Here is a 16,873-nt window from a genome sequence, read left to right as displayed (position 1 = left end):
TGTTGAACTTTAATTAGGTTATCCCCATATACTTGAGTAATCTTTAAATAAATGAAGTGCAAAGAGAAAATACAATGACGCTTGAGAGAAACGATCGAGTCGAAATCCCTGTGCTAGCACTGCGCGATGTTGTGGTGTATCCACACATGGTGATCCCGCTTTTTGTAGGCCGTGAAAAATCAATAAAATGCCTAGAAGCGGCAATGGATAAAGACAAACAAATTTTCTTAGTTGCACAAAAAGATGCAACTGTAGATGAGCCTGAGAAAGACGATATTTATCGTGTTGGGACAATTGCGACTGTACTTCAATTATTAAAGCTACCCGATGGTACAGTAAAAGTATTAGTTGAAGGCACGCAGCGTGCGAATATCGAAGAGTTTGTTGATAACGAAGATTTCTTTGTTGCCAATGCACAGTTTATTGAGTCTGATTCAGTAAACGAACAAGAACAAGATATTTTTATTCGCAGTGCATTGAGCCAGTTTGAAGGCTACGTAAAATTAAATAAAAAAATCCCACCTGAAGTGATGACTTCGGTCTCTGGTATTGATGAGCCAGCGCGTCTTGCTGATACCATGGCTGCGCACATGCCATTAAAAGTGCCTGAAAAACAAAAAGTACTTGAAATATCAAGCGTTACAGAGCGCTTGGAGTACTTAATGGCGCTGATGGAAGGTGAAATAGACTTATTGCAAGTTGAGAAAAAAATTCGTACCCGCGTTAAAAAGCAGATGGAAAAATCGCAGCGTGAGTATTACCTCAATGAGCAAATGAAAGCGATTCAAAAAGAGCTTGGCGAAATTGACGATGTGCCAGATGAATTCGAAGCGCTAAAAAAACGCATCGAAGAGTCAGGTATGCCTAACGAAGCGAAAGAAAAAGCCACGGCAGAGTTTAACAAACTTAAAATGATGTCGCCAATGTCTGCGGAAGCCAGTGTTGTTCGCTCATACATAGATACGCTAATTAACGTACCGTGGAAAAAACGCTCTAAAGTGAAAAAAGACTTAGCAGGCGCGCAAAAAATACTAGATAGCGATCACTACGGACTTGATAAAGTTAAAGAGCGTATTATTGAATACCTCGCGGTACAGCAGCGTACCAATAAACTTAAAGGGCCAATTTTGTGTTTAGTTGGGCCACCAGGGGTGGGTAAAACCTCACTTGGGCAATCTATTGCGCGTTCAACTGGTCGTAAGTACATTCGTATGGCACTGGGTGGCGTGCGTGATGAAGCCGAAATACGTGGTCACCGTCGTACTTATATTGGCTCTATGCCTGGTAAGTTGATTCAAAACATGACTAAAGTGGGCGTTAAAAACCCGTTATTCTTGTTAGATGAAATTGATAAAATGTCAGCGGATATGCGTGGCGACCCTGCATCAGCATTATTAGAAGTACTCGATCCTGAGCAAAACAGCCATTTTGCTGATCATTACTTAGAAGTCGATTACGACTTATCTGATGTCATGTTTGTGGCTACCTCTAATAGCTTTAATATTCCTGGGCCTTTATTAGATCGTATGGAAGTTATTCGTTTAGCCGGTTATACCGAAGACGAAAAATTAAATATAGCTAAAGAACATTTAATTCCAAAGCAAGTTAAGCGTAATGGCTTAAAAGAGAAAGAAGTTGAAATTGCCGACAGTGCTATTATCGGTATTATCCGTTATTACACCCGTGAAGCGGGCGTACGTAACTTAGAGCGTGAAGTGTCTAAATTATGCCGTAAAGCGGTTAAAAATATCTTAATGGAAAAAGACACCAAAACGGTCACTATCGATGCAGATAACCTTGAAGAGTACTTCGGTGTGCAACGCTTTGATTACGGTAAAGCAGAAGATGGCGACCGTATTGGTCAAGTAACTGGCTTAGCATGGACAGAAGTAGGCGGTGACTTACTAACTATTGAATGTGCCGCAGTACCAGGTAAAGGCAAATTGACTTACACCGGCTCGTTAGGCGATGTAATGCAAGAGTCGATTCAAGCGGCAATGACTGTTGTGCGTAATCGTGCTGATGAGCTACGTATTAATAGCGACTTTTATGAAAAACGTGATATTCACGTGCATGTACCTGAGGGCGCAACTCCTAAAGATGGTCCAAGTGCGGGTATTGCAATGGTTACGTGTTTGGTTTCAAGTTTAACGGGTAATCCTGTGCGCTCTGATGTGGCCATGACAGGTGAGATAACCTTACGTGGTGAAGTACTGCCTATTGGTGGCTTAAAAGAGAAATTATTAGCGGCTCATCGTGGTGGTATTAAAACGGTGGTGATCCCTAAAATCAACGAACGTGACTTAAAAGAGATACCTGATAACGTATTGGCGGGTCTTGAGATTCACCCAGTGACATGGATTGACGAAGTATTGAAGCTTGCTTTAGTACATCCAGTTGATAGTTTTTCAGTCGAAACACCGAAAAAGCAGTAAAAAAGCCAAAAAAAGTGCTTTTAGGGGCTTTTCAAATCTAAACGGTATGATAAGTTAAGCACTGGTTTTCAAGCCTAGCCCTTGCCGGGCCTAGGCTTAAGAAAAATATAATCATGTGAGCTTTAAAAAAATTGCTCAAAAATTTCAAAACAGTGATGTTAGTTTAAAAAACAATCGCTCTTGATAACAACAATGAAAGAGGATGATATTGTGAATAAATCTCAATTAATCGATCAAATCGCAGCTGATGCTGACATTTCTAAAGCGGCTGCAGGTCGTGCACTAGATTCATTCATCGAATCTGTATCTGGCGCGCTAAAAGATGGCGACTCAGTTGCACTTGTTGGTTTTGGTACTTTCTCTGTACGTGAGCGTGCTGCTCGTGCAGGTCGTAACCCACAAACTGGTGAAACGATTCAAATTGCTGCAGCTAACATCCCAGCTTTTAAAGCCGGTAAAGCGCTTAAAGACGCAGTAAACTAATCACTGTGTAAACAAATTAGTTATGGCGAGTAAAGAGACGCTTAATTATTGCAATCGATAAATTAAGTTACTTCACCGCCAGTTACTTCAAGTGAAAAAGCGTATCTGGTAAGATACGCTTTTTTTACATATGACAAGGTAGAAAATACCTTGCTCAGAAAAGAGATAAACAAATGCTTGAGAAAATCAGAGAAGGTTCGCAAGGGCCGGTAGCCAAAGTCATTTTAGGCGCGGTGATTTTATCTTTTGCCTTAGCTGGGATCGGTAGTTACTTAGGTCAAACCACAGAACAACCCGTTGCTGAAGTAAATGGAATTAAAATTAGCCAAACAGAATTTAGCCGTGCGTTTCAAAATGAACGCAGCCGCTTAGAACAACAATTTGGTGAGTACTTTACCCAAATAGCAGCTGATCCAACTTACATGGCTCAAATCCGTCAAGGCGTGATTGACCGTTTAGTACAACAAGAATTACAAAGCCAGTTAGCTGCCGAACTTGGTCTTCGCGTAAGTGATGAAAGCGTTCGCAAAACAATTTTAGAGCTACCTTATTTTAAAATTGGCGATCAGTTTAATAACGACCGTTACTTACAAGTGATTCGTCAAATGAACTTCCAACCTGATTCATTTCGAGAGTACCTTCGTGATGATATGACACGTAGCCAGTTAGTGTCAGCGGTTGCAGGAACTGACTTTGCATTGCAAAACGAGCTTAAATCAGCCATTGCACTGCAACAACAAACTCGCAGCATTGATTATTTAGTCATTGATAAACAAGCAATGCAGGCTGATGTTGACGTTACTGATCAAGAAGTGGCTGATTACTACGAATTAAATGCAGGGCAATTTTTATCGCCAGAGCTTATTTCAGTTAATTACATTGAGTTAGATGCAGATGATATCGATGTTGCATCGGTAAGCGAAGACGACGTAAAAGCATATTATGAGCAGAGTAAAGCGCAATATGTTGAGCCTGAAAAACGTCGTGTATCACATATCTTAATTGATAACAGTGAAGATGACGATGCGGCAAAAGCGAAAGCTGAGTCTTTACTTGCCCAGCTTAACGCTGGTGCTGATTTTGCTGAGCTAGCAGAGACATCGTCAGATGACATTGTTAGTGCAGAAATGGGTGGTGACCTAGAGTGGATTGAACGTGATGTCATGGAGCCTGCATTTGAAGATGCTGCTTTTGCACTGCAAAACAAAGGTGATTACTCTGATGTAGTAGCCTCTGAATTTGGTTATCACATCATTAAACTTACAGACATTCAATCGCAGCAAGTTAAACCTTACGATGCCGTGAAAGCCGATTTACGTGCTGAACTTGAACAAGCTGAAAAAGTGGATGCGTTTTACGAGAAGCAAACAGAAATGGGTGCGTTAGCCTTTGAGATTTCTGACCGCTTAGACGATGCTGCTGAAGTGGCGGGTGTTGAAGTACAATCTACACCGCTATTAGCACTGAGTGCGCTTCCTGAGCCGCTTAATAATCCTGCGGTTATAACCGCATTATCATCAGTTGAATTACTAGAAGATAAAGTAAACTCAGAAGTAATCGAACTAGGTAATGAGCACGTGATTGTGGTTCGTGTTAACGAGCATCAACCGGCTGCAACTAAAGCATTGAGCGAAGTAAGTGAGCAAATTAAAACACGCTTAGTAAACGAAAAAGCGTCGGATCTTGCTAAAGAAAAAGCACGTACCTTATTTGCACAAATCAAAGACGGTAAGGGCTTAAACGATGTGGCTGCTGAGCAATCACTAAACGTTCGTCAAGAGTCGCAACTAACTCGTGAAAGCTTTGCAGTTTCGCCTGCTATTGTTACCCAAGTATTCAAAATGGCACATCCTAGTGATGCAGCTGTATATGATGTAGTTAACTTAAACAATGGTGATGCAGCGATTGTTGCGCTTAAAGCGGTAAATGATGCACCAGTGAGTGACAACATTGAGCCACAAATGAAGCAAAATATCACGATGGCGCAAGCGCAGAAAAACTATACGGTATTCATTGAATCGCTTAAGCAACAAGCAGAGCTTAATGTACCAAAAGCAGCGCAACCTGCGGAATAAATAATAGCTAAACTATAAAAGGCGCCAATTGGCGCCTTTTATATTTTTGTATTAACAGCTTAATAAGCGTTGAGTAACCTTTGACTGTGGGCTTTGAAAAATAGCTTCAGTGGGACCGTATTCAACAATTTCACCTTTATTGAGAACGACTAATTGGTCGCTAATATGGCGCACTAAACTTAAATGATGGGTGATCAAAATATAGGTTAAACCGGTTTCGAGCTGTAATTTAAGTAATAAGTTAACTATTTGCGCCCTCACAGAGGGGTCAAGCGACGAAAGTGCCTCATCGAGTACAACTACCTTGGGATCTAATATAAGCGCGCGAGCGAGCGCTACACGCTGTAATTGCCCCACACTAAACATATGCGGATAGTATTGCTGATGATCAACCAGCAATCCGACCTTAAGTAAAGTACTGCCAATTTTTTCACTACGTTGAGTTTTATCAAAATCAGTATTGAATTTTAGGCAATCATCGAGCATTTCAGCAATGGTCACTGCTGGGTTCAATGAGGTGGCGGAGTCTTGAAAAATCATTCGGATATAACGACACTGCGCATCACGATTACCATTGTTTTCTATGGTGTTATTCTCTAATAATATCTGCCCGTTATCGGCACTGTATGCACCCACTAATAATTTAGCCAGGGTACTTTTTCCTGAGCCTGTTTCACCAATAATGGCAATTGTTTCACCTTTACCAATGCAAAATGAGATGTTTTTTAGTACATCAAATTTTTTACGGCTAAATAAACCTGCACGCATGTTAAAGGCTTTTGACAAGGCTTGAACTTTTAACAAGGGTTGCATTATTTTACTTCCTTGATCAATGGAAAGTGACACGCGTAACTATGGCCGTGGTGTTTAGAGAGTTTAGGGGCAACCACACACTCTTTTTGTGCTTGCGGGCAACGTGGACCGAGTCGACAACCAATCGGTAAATGTTGTAGTGTAGGTATGGTGCCTTTTAATGCATAAAAAGGTTCTTTATGGGCTAAACCATGCTCATAATCGGGCAGGCTTTTTAGTAAAGCTTGCGTATACGGATGACGAGGTTGGCTAAAAATACGGTGTGTTGGACCTGCTTCAACCATTTGACCGCAGTACAACACATGAATACCATGCGACCAATTTACTATTTCTTCTAGCTCATGGGAAATCATCAAAATAGACATGTTCTTTAGCTGATTTAAACTTTTTAATAACCTAAACACCTGTGCACGGGTGGTGCTTTCTAGTGCGGTTGTAGGCTCATCAGCAATGAGCAATTTAGGTGTACGCGCAATGGCCATGGCTATCATGACTTTTTGACAAACGCCTTCAGAGAGTTCATGAGGGTAGCTATCAAGCACGGCTTCATGATTTTTAATGCCCACTTTGTGTATCAGTGCTTTTACACGATCTTTACGCTCTCGGTTGCGTTTTAAGAAAAACCCTTTGGCGGCCACTTCAGGCAGTGTTTCAGCGATTTGGTTAAATATTTTTGCAGTAGGGTCAAGGCAGCGACTTGGATCTTGGTAAATCATTGCAATGTCTTGGCTGACGGTTTTACGGCGCTGCTCTGGTGTGAGGCGCATTAAATCGACACCGCGCCAATGCATTCTATCGGCGGTTATAACCCAGCGTTCGTTAAGTACGCCTACAATGGCTTTTGCAATTAAGCTTTTTCCTGAGCCGGATTCTCCCACTAAGGCGTGTACTTCACCTTCTTTTAAACTAAAACTTACTCGGTCAACAGCGCGAATAGCAGTTTCAGACGTTTGCAGCTCTATGGTTAAATTTCGAATATCTAGTAAATGCATTTAATCTGCCTTACGCGCTTGTAAAACTTTGCGAAGTCCATCGCCCACCAAGTTTGTTGAAAGAACGGCTAAAAATAGCAGTACACCCGGAAGAGCCACTGTCCATGGCGCTAAATAAATAAGCCCTAAGTTTTCGGCCAAAATAGCACCCCATTCAGTGGTCGGCGGCTGTGCGCCAAGTTTTAAAAACCCTAGCGCAGCAATATCTAAAATAGCAGTAGAGAGGGCCATAGTAAAAATAACCACAATATATTCATACACATTAGGAAAAATACCGCGCGATAAAATATGCCACTTAGAGGCTCCATCGAGCCGGTACGCTGTGACATAATCTTTACCTAGCTCATCAACGATTAGGTTTCTAATGGAATGAATAAACTGTGGTAACAGCGCTAAAATAATTGCCCAAACGGTATTCATTAATCCAGGTCCGAGTATGGCAATAATAATAATGGCCAATAATAATGAGGGGATAGATAAGGTTACATCAAGTAAATGGTTCAAAAAGCTAGAGCGTATGCCTTTGCTAATACCAGCAAATGTCCCGACTAACACGCCAATTATGGTGGTAATTAGTGCAGCCACGATCGACAAACCAAAAGTATAAGTCGCACCATTCATTAAGCGTGAAAGCACATCTCGGCCTAAGTCATCGGTGCCTAAAATAAACCGCACATCGCCCATTTCATTCCATGAAGGTGGTAGCAGTAGTGCATTACTGTGCTGTTGGTTTACTCCATAGGGCGCAAGAAACGGCGCTGTTGCAGCTAATATACTAAAGGCAATAAACACCCATAAACCCACCAAAGCAGGATGGTTATTTTTAAATTTTCTCCATAGTCTCGCTAATGGCGATTTATTTGAATCTTCTGAAAATAAATTAAACTTTGCCATGCGCTTGGTTCCGAGACAGGGGATCGAGTAGGGTGTATGTTAGTTCGGCTATAATTGTCGCAATAATAATGAAAAAAGAAACGGCCATTAACCCCCCTTGTATGGCAGGGTAGTCACGTTGATAAATACTGTCTATTAACCAACGGCCAATCCCCGGCCATGAAAAAATAACCTCGGTGATCATAGCAAGGGTGATTAAGGTGCTAAATTGCAAACCTATTTGCTTTATAACCGGCAGTAATGCATTTCTCAGGGCGTGATGAATAATAAGCTGTCCACGGTTAAGGCCTTTGGCGCGAGCTGTTTTGATAAAGTTTTGATCCATTACTTTTAACATTGACTCGCGAGTAAAGCGCACCAATACAGTAGTCGGATACATAGCCAGTACAATGGTGGGTAACGTTAGGTGATGCAGTGCATCAAGCATTGCCATGCCATTGTAGGGAAAATCAGCTAGTAAAATATCCAGTAAGATAAACCCCGTACTGGCAGGTATTTCATACAATAAGCTCACTCGCCCCGACATAGGAAACCAACCAAGTTTGAGCGAAAAAACCATAATTAGTAATAACGCGAGCCAAAAAATAGGCATAGAATAGCCAACCATAGCTGTTGAGCTAATTAATTTATCAGGCCATTGTTTATGATAAGCCGATGCTAAAATCCCGACAGGCACGCCAACCACAACCGAGATGACTAACGCATAAATACTCAGCTCTAAGGTCGCTGGAATTAAATCAACCACGTGAGCAAAAACACTATCTCCTGAGGCAAACGACACGCCCCAATCGCCTTGTACTATTCGCCCAACAAAGGCAATGTACTGCATAAAGTAGTTACTGTTAAACAGGTACTTTTCTTCTAGCTGTGCATTTTGAGTAAAGTTAGTGTCTGGTATGCCGCTTAAGTTACTCAGTGGATCGCCAGGGAATAAGTAGCTCAGCGAAAAAGTAAAAATACTCAGTAATAACACCATGAAAAATAACAATCCGAGGCGGCGTAAAATATAATCGAATAACATTACTTCTTCCTCGCGTTAGCCAATGAAATAGCGCCAAATGGCCCGAGTGTGATCCCCTCAACATCAGCACTACTTGCCTGAAAACGCATGCCGTGGGCTATTGGGTATAAGGGTAATTGTTCGATGATCATACTTTGTGCTGCGTCGTAATATTGTTTACGTAAATTTAAATCGGTCGTATCGAGAGCTTTAGTTAACAGTAAATCAAATTCAGGATTACACCAGTTCGCTGGGTTTTTGCCACTGAAGGTCGCGGTGCAGCTAAGTAACGGGCTAAAAAAGTTGTCAGGATCAGGCGTATCTGCTGCCCAACCTAATAATACACTGTCGTGACGGTGCTCGCCTATGCGTTGAATAAAGGTGTTCCACTCATACTCGACAATATTAACGTTAACGCCAATTTTGCGTAAATCGCTTTGCATCAGCTCTGCCATTTTTCGTGCATTGGGGTTATAAATACGGCTGACAGGCATAGCCCAAATGCTCATATCAAACCCTTTTTCATAACCGGCTTCTGTTAATAGTTTTTTTGCCAGTTGTGGGTCGAAAATTGGCATGTTCTTTTGTGGTTCAAACGCCCACGACGTGGGTGGTAATATTGACCGCGCACGAAGTCCATTACCGTAGTAAACTGCCTGCATTATTTTTTCTATATCAATGGCATGCACTAAGGCTTGGCGTACTTTTAAGTTATCAAACGGAGGGCGTTCGGAATTAAATGCCCAATAACCTATGTTTAAGTTGGTTTCCCTTTCAACGTTAATATCATCTCGCTGAGCTAAAATACTTAACTGTGCACTGCTAGGATGCGCAGTTACGTCACACTCTTTGGTAAGAATTTTAGCAATACGCGTGGTGCCATTAGGGGTAATGTCGTACACCAACTGCTCAAGTGCCACCTCGTGTTTCCAATAGTCAGCGTTTTTATAAAAGCGTACTAAATGGTCTCGTCGGTATTCTTTGTAAATATAAGGACCGGTGCCAACTGGATATTGATCAAATAGGTTTTCTTGGTTGTTGGCTTTGAGCGCCATGGCATATTCTTTAGAGAGCACCACGGCGAAATCGGTCGCCATATTCGCTAAAAAACTGCTTTCTGCGTTAAATAATTCAAACCGAACTTGGTGATCAGACACCCTGACAATTTTACGAATAAGTTGGTCAATACCCACACTTTGAAAGTAGGGATAATTCGCATCACCGACAAAGTGATAGGGGTTGTATACATCAAATAAACGACTGAAAGTGAAAATGACATCATCAGCGTTAAATTCGCGTGTTGGAGTAAAATACGCGGTGGTATGAAATTTAACCCCTTTACGCAGAGTAAAAGTGACAGACTTACCGTCTTTGCTAATTTTCCAGTCGGTGGCTAGTTCGCTTTTAAATTCAGCAGTCACAGGGTCAATACTAATTAACCGGTCGTACAACTGGTTAGCAATAATATCGATGGTTGATCCTGTGGTTGTGACTTGTGGATTGAACGACACAGGATTTGCCTCAGCGCAATAAACGAGGCCTTGGTTTTTTTCTTCTAAGATTTCTTCTTTACTATCAATGCAACCTACTAAACTCAATGATAATAAAGCAAGTAATAATTTATGCACCCGCACAACCTCTACTATTCCAGCAAATTGTATTTTTTCAAATAACCACGTAATTGATGATACGTTAAACCAAGTACTTCTGCAGTCTTCTTTTGATTAAATTGGCTATGTTCTAATGCTTTTTTTATTAATGTGATCTCAAATTCATTAGAGAGTGTTTTTAAGTCACAAGGAAACTCAGGTTCTGCGTTACTCAAACTCGGTGTTACAGGCGCTTCTTTGGGCTGGGTGTTAACAACTTCATTTTGCACAGCAACAGGGGCTTGTGCATGTTTAATACGTGCTTTAGGTCTAAAGCGGCTTTCGAATGGGTCTAAAATAATTTTATGCACAGGGATATGTTCATTGCCGTGGCGATAAAGACTTCGCTCCACCACATTTTTAAGCTCACGCACATTACCCGGCCACTCATAACTGAGTAAACTTTCTTGTGCATTGCGAGTAAAGCCACTAAATAACTCCCACTCTAAGTCGCGTGCCATATTCATTGCAAATTGCTCAGCCAGTAACATAATATCGTCTTGGCGTTCGCGCAGTGGCGGTAGAGTGATCACATCAAATGCGAGCCTATCGAGTAAATCGCTTCTAAATTCACCTTGCTGCGCTAAATGCGGTAAGTCTTCATTGGTCGCACAGACTAAGCGCGTATCTACTTTAACCGTTTGTTTGCCGCCAACACGCTCAAACTCACCATACTCTATTACCCTTAATAGCTTTTCTTGCACTAGGGCAGAAGTATTTGCCAACTCATCTAAAAATAAGGTGCCGCTATTAGCCCGCTCAAATCGGCCTTCATGGCGTTTACTTGCGCCAGTAAATGCACCACTTTCATGGCCAAATAATTCACTTTCGAGTAGATTTTCGTTTAATGCCGCACAGTTAAGTTTGACGTAACTTTGATCCCAGCGCTTGGATAAAAAGTGTAAACGTGCTGCAATAAGCTCTTTACCGGTACCACGTTCACCAATAATAAGTACGGGTTTATCTAGGTTTGCTAGCTGCGATACCTGATCAAGAACCGATAAAAAGCTGTCTGATTGGCCGAGCAAATTATCCTGTTGGCGATATTGACTCATATTTCCTAACTCTTAGTCATTTTTACTAACAGTTAGTGTATTTCATTATGATTGATAACAAAAGCAATTTGTAATTTACATTTAACTATTTGAAATTTATTGCTATTTTAAAATTAAAAAAGTTGGCAAGCATATTGATACTAATAAAAGCAGACACATTTAGATTAAATAATAGAGGTATATGTTATGGGAATTTTTTCACGTTTTGCAGACATTGTTAATTCTAATATCAATGCCATTTTAGATAAAGCAGAAGACCCTGAAAAAATGGTTCGTCTTATTATCCAAGAGATGGAAGATACACTGGTAGAGGTACGCTCTACATCAGCAAAAACACTCGCTGAGAAAAAAGAATTAGTACGTCGCGTAGATACACTAAAAGCCCAAGTAAGCGATTGGCAAGAGAAAGCCGAACTGGCACTGAGCAAAGATCGTGACGATTTAGCACGCTCAGCATTACTTGAAAAGCAAAAATCAGCCGACGCAGTTGCTGCGGTAGAAAGTGAACTTGACCATGTAGAGTCTCATATTGAGAAGCTACAACAAGAGGTTACTACGCTACAAGAAAAGCTAGCAGATGCTAAGGCACGTCAAAAAGCGATTATTTTACGTCAACGCTCGGCTGAGTCGCGCCTTGAAGTTAAAAAAGCGCTTGATAGTTCTAAAGTAGAGGATGCACTTAATCGCTTTGAACGTTACGAAACCAAAATTGATGGGCTAGAATCTCAAATAGAGTCTTATGATTTAGGTAAACAAACGTTAGCTGATGAAATTGCAGACTTACAAAAGAATGAAAAGATTGATGACGAGTTAGCTGAACTTAAAAAGAAACTCGCAAATAAATAAAACGATAATATCAGGGGCCACGTGCCCCTGACATCAACATAGAATAAGGATTGTCAGGAGAGGATTATGTTTGATCCAGAGATACTAGTTGCCCCCTTTATCTTATTTATGATTTTTGTTGCGCCACTGTGGTTAATTTTACACTACCGTAGCAAAAAGCAAGTAAGCCAAGGGTTGAGTGAGCATGAGCACCGCCAATTATTGGAGCTAGCACAAAAAGCTGAAAAAATGGCTGATAGAGTAGAAACATTAGAAGCGTTGCTTGATCAAGAGTCACCTCAGTGGAGACAAAAAGTATGAACACTAAACGCGAATTATTCAGAGACCCACAACGCGGCAAAATAGCTGGCGTATGTGCCGGTTTAAGTGACTACTTTAATATGGAGTTATGGTTAGTTCGCATTATATTTGTTAGTGCGGTACTACTAACCGGTGGCCCATTATTTGTGGTAGCGTACATTGCAGCATGGTTTATTTTAGATAAAAAACCTGCTGCAACACGTAAAACGCATTCAACTTACAGTGATGACCCACTAGAAGTTAAGTTTAAAGTATGGCAAAAGGGCGAGCCACCTCGTCGTGCATTACAAGACTTAAAAGAGCGTTTAACACGTGTTGATGTTCGCTTACAAGAGATGGAACGTTACGTTACCTCAAGCGAATTTACGGTCAGTCGTGAAATTAATAAACTTTAAAGGATTGATAAGCACCTTGTTTGTAACGTGAACAATTACGGCAGATAGGGTGCAAAACACTTTATGAGCCAATCATTTGCAAAAAAGACCTTTAAAACCTTTAAAGGCAAAGCACAAAAAGCCCTGCACCGTAGTTTAGACCAACATGTTAAGCTTGCTGTAACTGGGTTGAGCGGCAGTGGTAAAACCGCGTTTATAAGCGCGTTAGTTAAGCACTTAACCTCTCAGGCGAATGACAACAACTTACCTTTTTTTGATGTGATGCGCGAGCATCGTCATATTGCCACTAAAATTGTGCCGCAAGAGGCATTAAACGTGCCCACTTTTGATTATAACCGTGCAATGAGTGCCTTACTGCCAATGGAAGGTGACCCTGCTTGGCCGGCGTCTACTGAGCGAATAAATACCCTACGCTTGGCGATTAAATACCAAAGTAATGCGGGTCTGCGAGGTCATTTTTCACCGCAATCAACGTTATACCTTGATATTATTGACTATCCAGGCGAATGGCTGCTCGATTTACCTATGCTTGAACAAAGCTATACTGCGTGGTGTGAACAGCAATACCCATTATTAAATCAGTCTCCTCGCAGCGCTACCTCAGGCGATTTTTTACACGCCGTAGAGCAACTTGATTTACATGCGCCTGTGGATGAAAGTGAGCTTGCTAACATTGCACAACTTTATCAACGCATGCTAGTAGGGCTAAAAAAAGACACCAAACTTGCGATGTTACAACCCGGGCGAATGTTAATGCCGGGCGACTTGCAAGGTGCGCCGTTATTGTTATTTTTTCCAATAAACCCTGAAATGATGAAAGACGATGTGGTGGCGGGTTCTAATTTAGCGCATTTAATTAAACGTTTTAATGCTTACGTGAAAGAAGTCGTTAAGCCATTTTATAATGAGCATTTTCGTCATTTTGACCGCCAAATTGTGTTGGTTGATGTACTCAGTGCATTAAATGAAGGCCATGAAACGTTGCATGAGCAAAGCCGTGTTATTAATCAATTGTTGGCACATTTTAGTTATGGGGAGTCTGGCTTTTTTAAACGTTTATTCAAACCGAATATTGATAAAATATTGTTTGCGGCTAATAAGTCAGATCACATCAGTGCTAAGCATCATAAAGCGTTAGCCTTGTTACTAGACTCGCTGGTTAAAGAGCAAAGTAATCATTTAAAGTTTGATGGTGTACAAATTGAAACTATGGCTATGTCATCAATTACCGCAACCCAACCTCGCCAAGTGGTTGATAAAGGTCAAACCCTTGATTGCGTTTACGGTAAACCTTTAAATGAGCATGAGTGGCTGACTTATTTACCACCAGAGCCGCCAAGTAGAATGCTTAATAAAAGTGAGTGGCCAGCGCAAGGGTTTGAATTTTTGTCATTTTCGCCGATGCCAAGCCCCGACAAGCAACTTAAACATATTCGATTAGATCATGTGATGCAGTACTTGCTAGGAGATAAATTAACATGAGTGAGTCAACGCAACAGTTTCAAGCAGGGCGTCGTATTAGTGCACAAAGTATTGAGCAAAACGAGCCTGCGTTAACACCTGCTAAAATTATTGAACACGGACAAAGTGATTACACCTCTGAGCTTGAGGATGATGCGCTTGAGCCTGAAGTTGATTTAGAGCCGGTGTATAAAAAGTCAAAATGGCAAACGCTCAAAGGCTTGTTTGCGCTCAGCTTTATTATTTTAGTACTGCTAGAGTTTGGGTTTTCTATTGTGCTTGCTTATCAGCAATCGCTTATTTTGGGCAGTGTTTATTTAACCGCCGTGGTAAGCGCTCTGCTATTAATAACAAGATTGTTATGGCGAGAGTATCGGATGTTGCGCAGTTTAAAGCGTAATCAGCTGCATCGCCATGAAGCCGATAGGCTATTAAACAGTGAGCAAGTGGGTGGTGCACTCCCTTGGCTTGAAAAATTGAACAAGCACCAGCAGTTAGACAATTTTGAAAACTTTAAAAACCAAGTTGCTACGCACCATAGTGATAAAGAAATAATGACACTTTACGCTAATAGCCTACTGGTAACGCAAGACACCCAAGCTAAAAAGCTTATAAACCGCTTTGCAACAGAGTCAGCCTTATTAGTCGCATTAAGCCCTCTTGCGCTGGTGGATATGATAGCGGTGTTATGGCGTGGCACTAAATTAATAGAGCAAATAGGCCGCATATATGGCATTGGCTTTGGTTATGCCAGCCGCATTAAGCTCTACCGAATGCTGTTAAAACAAGTCATGTTTGTAGGCAGCGCAGAGCTTGTATCTGATTTAGCTGCCACGGCACTTAGTGCTGAGCTATTAGGCAAACTTTCAGGGCGAGCTGCGCAAGGCGTCAGTGCAGGTATATTTACAGCTCGTATAGGCTATAAAGCCATGGAATTAAGCCGACCATTACCGCGTCTTGAAAATAAACGCAGCTTGTTAAAAGGCACTGTTCAAGGGATTGCGAGTAAAATTATGAGTCGTACTAAGAGAGCCGATAGTAAATAGTTGGCAATATTTGTGTACAGCTTTTTGAGTAAAGTTTGCACAAATAGCCATCTGAGCATCCGGCATGCTTGTGATTTTAAGTGCGGTGCGTTTTATTTATGCTATTGACACACATAATAAAAACGAGAACACACAATGAGCAAGCATCATCAACACACCCAATGTATCCATGGCCCACAAAAAGCAAACGATCCGCATGGCGCATTAACCTCACCTTTGTATCAAACGTCTACGTTTCATTTTGAAAGTGCCGCCCAAGGTGCTGCCCGCTTTGCAGGTGAAGAGCCCGGTTATATTTACACGCGTTTAGGTAACCCAACCACGACTGAACTTGAGCAAAAAGTAGCGCAATTAGAAGGCTGTGAAGCCGCCGCCGCCACGGCTACAGGCATGGGTGCGGTATCCGCTTCGGTACTAAGCTTCCTATCGCAAGGCGATCACTTAATTGCATCAAGCGCTCTGTATGGCTGCACCTTTGCTTTTTTTGCGCATATGTTGCCGCGATGGGGAATTGAAGTCACCTTTGTTGATATGGCCAATGAGAGTGAACTGCGCGCTGCCATTAAGCCTAACTCAAAAATGATATTTGTAGAAACACCAATCAACCCAACCATGGCAGTGATTGATTTAGCACTTATTAGTAACGTGGCTAAACAGCATAATTTACTGAGTGTGGTCGACAATACTTTTTTAACCCCGCTACTGCAGTCACCAAAAAAGTACGGTATCGATATTATAATGCATAGCGCGACCAAGTATTTAAATGGTCACGGCGATGTTGTCGCAGGTATTGTATGTGGTTCACTTGAGCATATTACACAGATTAAAATGACCGTGCTTAAAGATATTGGTGCCACTATTAGTCCTCACGATGCGTGGTTAATAAATCGAGGTTTAAAAACTTTAGCTATTCGCGTAGAACGCCATTGCCAAAGTGCGCAAACGATTGCCGAATACTTGGAAGCTCATCCGCAAGTAAATAAAGTGTATTACCCTGGGCTTAAGTCTCACCCAGGTTACAAGTATATTGGTAAGCAAATGAAAGCGGCTGGTGGTGTTATTGCCTTTGAAATTAAAGGGAGTTTAACCGACGGTGAGCAGTTTATTGATAGCATGCAACTGTGCACTTTAGCGGTTAGTTTAGGCGATGCTGAAACCCTCATTCAACACCCTGCATCGATGACGCATTCGCCATACACTCCCGAAGAAAGACTAGCGGCTGGAATTAGTGATGGCTTAATTCGTTTATCAGTTGGGTTGGAAGATGTTAACGATATTATTAACGATCTCAACCAAGCATTTACTAAAATATCGTAAGGTGTAATTTATTATTTACAGTAATTTCTATCTGTAAGTACTATTAAGTATGGGGTGTGATTTTATCTTTGCTTTGGTGTAATTTTAAATTTACGATTTGCGTAATCTGCAA

15 protein-coding genes are annotated in these 16,873 nt (G+C 41.4%); 9 read left to right on the top strand and 6 right to left on the bottom strand.

The annotated features are described in order from the left end of the window. Nucleotides 1-74: 74 nt before the first annotated feature. From lon to P20311_RS06795, 3 genes are all read left to right on the top strand, one after another. On the top strand, nucleotides 75-2,435 hold the full coding sequence (lon, locus tag P20311_RS06805) for an endopeptidase La (RefSeq protein WP_008111037.1): 2,361 nt from the start codon (nucleotides 75-77) through the stop codon (nucleotides 2,433-2,435). Between the two features lie 183 nt (nucleotides 2,436-2,618). Then, the gene (locus tag P20311_RS06800) at nucleotides 2,619-2,918 is read left to right on the top strand and encodes an HU family DNA-binding protein (protein ID WP_256872136.1); all 300 of its coding nucleotides are present in this window, start codon (nucleotides 2,619-2,621) and stop codon (nucleotides 2,916-2,918) included. 173 nt (nucleotides 2,919-3,091) lie between these two features. After that, nucleotides 3,092-4,993 (top strand): SurA N-terminal domain-containing protein, encoded by a 1,902-nt coding sequence (locus tag P20311_RS06795; protein ID WP_008111031.1) that lies wholly within the window; start codon nucleotides 3,092-3,094, stop codon nucleotides 4,991-4,993. A gap of 51 nt (nucleotides 4,994-5,044) precedes the next feature. Here the strand turns inward: P20311_RS06795 and P20311_RS06790 are convergent, their stop codons facing one another. The 6 genes from P20311_RS06790 to pspF are packed head-to-tail and all read right to left on the bottom strand — an operon-like array spanning nucleotide 5,045 to nucleotide 11,396. Continuing rightward, nucleotides 5,045-5,806, bottom strand: coding sequence for an ATP-binding cassette domain-containing protein (locus P20311_RS06790; protein ID WP_008111030.1), 762 nt, complete (start codon nucleotides 5,804-5,806; stop codon nucleotides 5,045-5,047). Continuing rightward, on the bottom strand, nucleotides 5,806-6,798 hold the full coding sequence (locus P20311_RS06785; protein WP_008111028.1) for an oligopeptide/dipeptide ABC transporter ATP-binding protein: 993 nt from the start codon (nucleotides 6,796-6,798) through the stop codon (nucleotides 5,806-5,808). Before P20311_RS06785 ends, P20311_RS06790 begins: the two co-directional genes overlap by 1 nt. Further along, on the bottom strand, nucleotides 6,799-7,692 hold the full coding sequence (locus tag P20311_RS06780; RefSeq protein ID WP_008111024.1) for an ABC transporter permease subunit: 894 nt from the start codon (nucleotides 7,690-7,692) through the stop codon (nucleotides 6,799-6,801). After that, nucleotides 7,679-8,713, bottom strand: coding sequence for an ABC transporter permease subunit (locus P20311_RS06775; protein WP_008111022.1), 1,035 nt, complete (start codon nucleotides 8,711-8,713; stop codon nucleotides 7,679-7,681). The genes P20311_RS06780 and P20311_RS06775 overlap by 14 nt, the downstream gene beginning before the upstream one ends. Then, on the bottom strand, nucleotides 8,713-10,320 hold the full coding sequence (locus P20311_RS06770) for an ABC transporter substrate-binding protein (RefSeq protein ID WP_008111019.1): 1,608 nt from the start codon (nucleotides 10,318-10,320) through the stop codon (nucleotides 8,713-8,715). The genes P20311_RS06775 and P20311_RS06770 overlap by 1 nt, the downstream gene beginning before the upstream one ends. A 14-nt stretch (nucleotides 10,321-10,334) precedes the next feature. Beyond that, entirely contained in the window at nucleotides 10,335-11,396 is a 1,062-nt protein-coding gene (pspF, locus tag P20311_RS06765; protein WP_008111017.1) for a phage shock protein operon transcriptional activator, read from the bottom strand. A 186-nt stretch (nucleotides 11,397-11,582) separates the two neighbouring features. Here pspF and pspA point away from each other — a divergent pair, with 186 nt between their 5' ends. From pspA to megL, 6 genes are all read left to right on the top strand, one after another. After that, nucleotides 11,583-12,242 (top strand): phage shock protein PspA, encoded by a 660-nt coding sequence (pspA, locus tag P20311_RS06760; protein WP_008111015.1) that lies wholly within the window; start codon nucleotides 11,583-11,585, stop codon nucleotides 12,240-12,242. A 66-nt stretch (nucleotides 12,243-12,308) separates the two neighbouring features. Then, on the top strand, nucleotides 12,309-12,542 hold the full coding sequence (gene pspB / locus P20311_RS06755) for an envelope stress response membrane protein PspB (protein ID WP_008111014.1): 234 nt from the start codon (nucleotides 12,309-12,311) through the stop codon (nucleotides 12,540-12,542). Continuing rightward, nucleotides 12,539-12,937: an envelope stress response membrane protein PspC gene (gene pspC, locus P20311_RS06750; RefSeq protein ID WP_008111012.1), complete on the top strand. Its 399-nt coding sequence runs from the start codon at nucleotides 12,539-12,541 to the stop codon at nucleotides 12,935-12,937. The genes pspB and pspC overlap by 4 nt, the downstream gene beginning before the upstream one ends. A 63-nt stretch (nucleotides 12,938-13,000) precedes the next feature. Next, nucleotides 13,001-14,419: a YcjX family protein gene (locus tag P20311_RS06745; RefSeq protein ID WP_008111009.1), complete on the top strand. Its 1,419-nt coding sequence runs from the start codon at nucleotides 13,001-13,003 to the stop codon at nucleotides 14,417-14,419. Further along, nucleotides 14,416-15,444 (top strand): TIGR01620 family protein, encoded by a 1,029-nt coding sequence (locus P20311_RS06740; RefSeq protein ID WP_008111008.1) that lies wholly within the window; start codon nucleotides 14,416-14,418, stop codon nucleotides 15,442-15,444. The genes P20311_RS06745 and P20311_RS06740 overlap by 4 nt, the downstream gene beginning before the upstream one ends. 135 nt (nucleotides 15,445-15,579) lie before the next feature. After that, nucleotides 15,580-16,761 (top strand): methionine gamma-lyase, encoded by a 1,182-nt coding sequence (gene megL / locus P20311_RS06735; protein WP_008111005.1) that lies wholly within the window; start codon nucleotides 15,580-15,582, stop codon nucleotides 16,759-16,761. Nucleotides 16,762-16,873: the final 112 nt, after the last annotated feature.

The sequence above is a fragment of the Pseudoalteromonas sp. BSi20311 genome, assembly GCF_000239875.1.
Classification (GTDB): Bacteria; Pseudomonadota; Gammaproteobacteria; order Enterobacterales; family Alteromonadaceae; genus Pseudoalteromonas.
The sequence above is the reverse complement of the archived record's forward strand: the minus strand, read 5'-3'. Positions and strand labels throughout refer to the sequence as shown.

Bases quoted from the DNA above. Each gene is read 5' to 3' on its own strand.
- lon (WP_008111037.1), top strand. From the start codon at position 75: ATGACGCTTGAGAGAAACGATCGAGTCGAAATCCCTGTGCTAGCACTG.
- P20311_RS06795 (WP_008111031.1), top strand. From the start codon at position 3,092: ATGCTTGAGAAAATCAGAGAAGGTTCGCAAGGGCCGGTAGCCAAAGTC.
- P20311_RS06790 (WP_008111030.1), bottom strand. From the start codon at position 5,806: ATGCAACCCTTGTTAAAAGTTCAAGCCTTGTCAAAAGCCTTTAACATG.
- P20311_RS06785 (WP_008111028.1), bottom strand. From the start codon at position 6,798: ATGCATTTACTAGATATTCGAAATTTAACCATAGAGCTGCAAACGTCT.
- P20311_RS06780 (WP_008111024.1), bottom strand. From the start codon at position 7,692: ATGGCAAAGTTTAATTTATTTTCAGAAGATTCAAATAAATCGCCATTA.
- P20311_RS06775 (WP_008111022.1), bottom strand. From the start codon at position 8,713: ATGTTATTCGATTATATTTTACGCCGCCTCGGATTGTTATTTTTCATG.
- pspF (WP_008111017.1), bottom strand. From the start codon at position 11,396: ATGAGTCAATATCGCCAACAGGATAATTTGCTCGGCCAATCAGACAGC.
- pspA (WP_008111015.1), top strand. From the start codon at position 11,583: ATGGGAATTTTTTCACGTTTTGCAGACATTGTTAATTCTAATATCAAT.
- pspB (WP_008111014.1), top strand. From the start codon at position 12,309: ATGTTTGATCCAGAGATACTAGTTGCCCCCTTTATCTTATTTATGATT.
- pspC (WP_008111012.1), top strand. From the start codon at position 12,539: ATGAACACTAAACGCGAATTATTCAGAGACCCACAACGCGGCAAAATA.
- P20311_RS06745 (WP_008111009.1), top strand. From the start codon at position 13,001: ATGAGCCAATCATTTGCAAAAAAGACCTTTAAAACCTTTAAAGGCAAA.
- P20311_RS06740 (WP_008111008.1), top strand. From the start codon at position 14,416: ATGAGTGAGTCAACGCAACAGTTTCAAGCAGGGCGTCGTATTAGTGCA.
- megL (WP_008111005.1), top strand. From the start codon at position 15,580: ATGAGCAAGCATCATCAACACACCCAATGTATCCATGGCCCACAAAAA.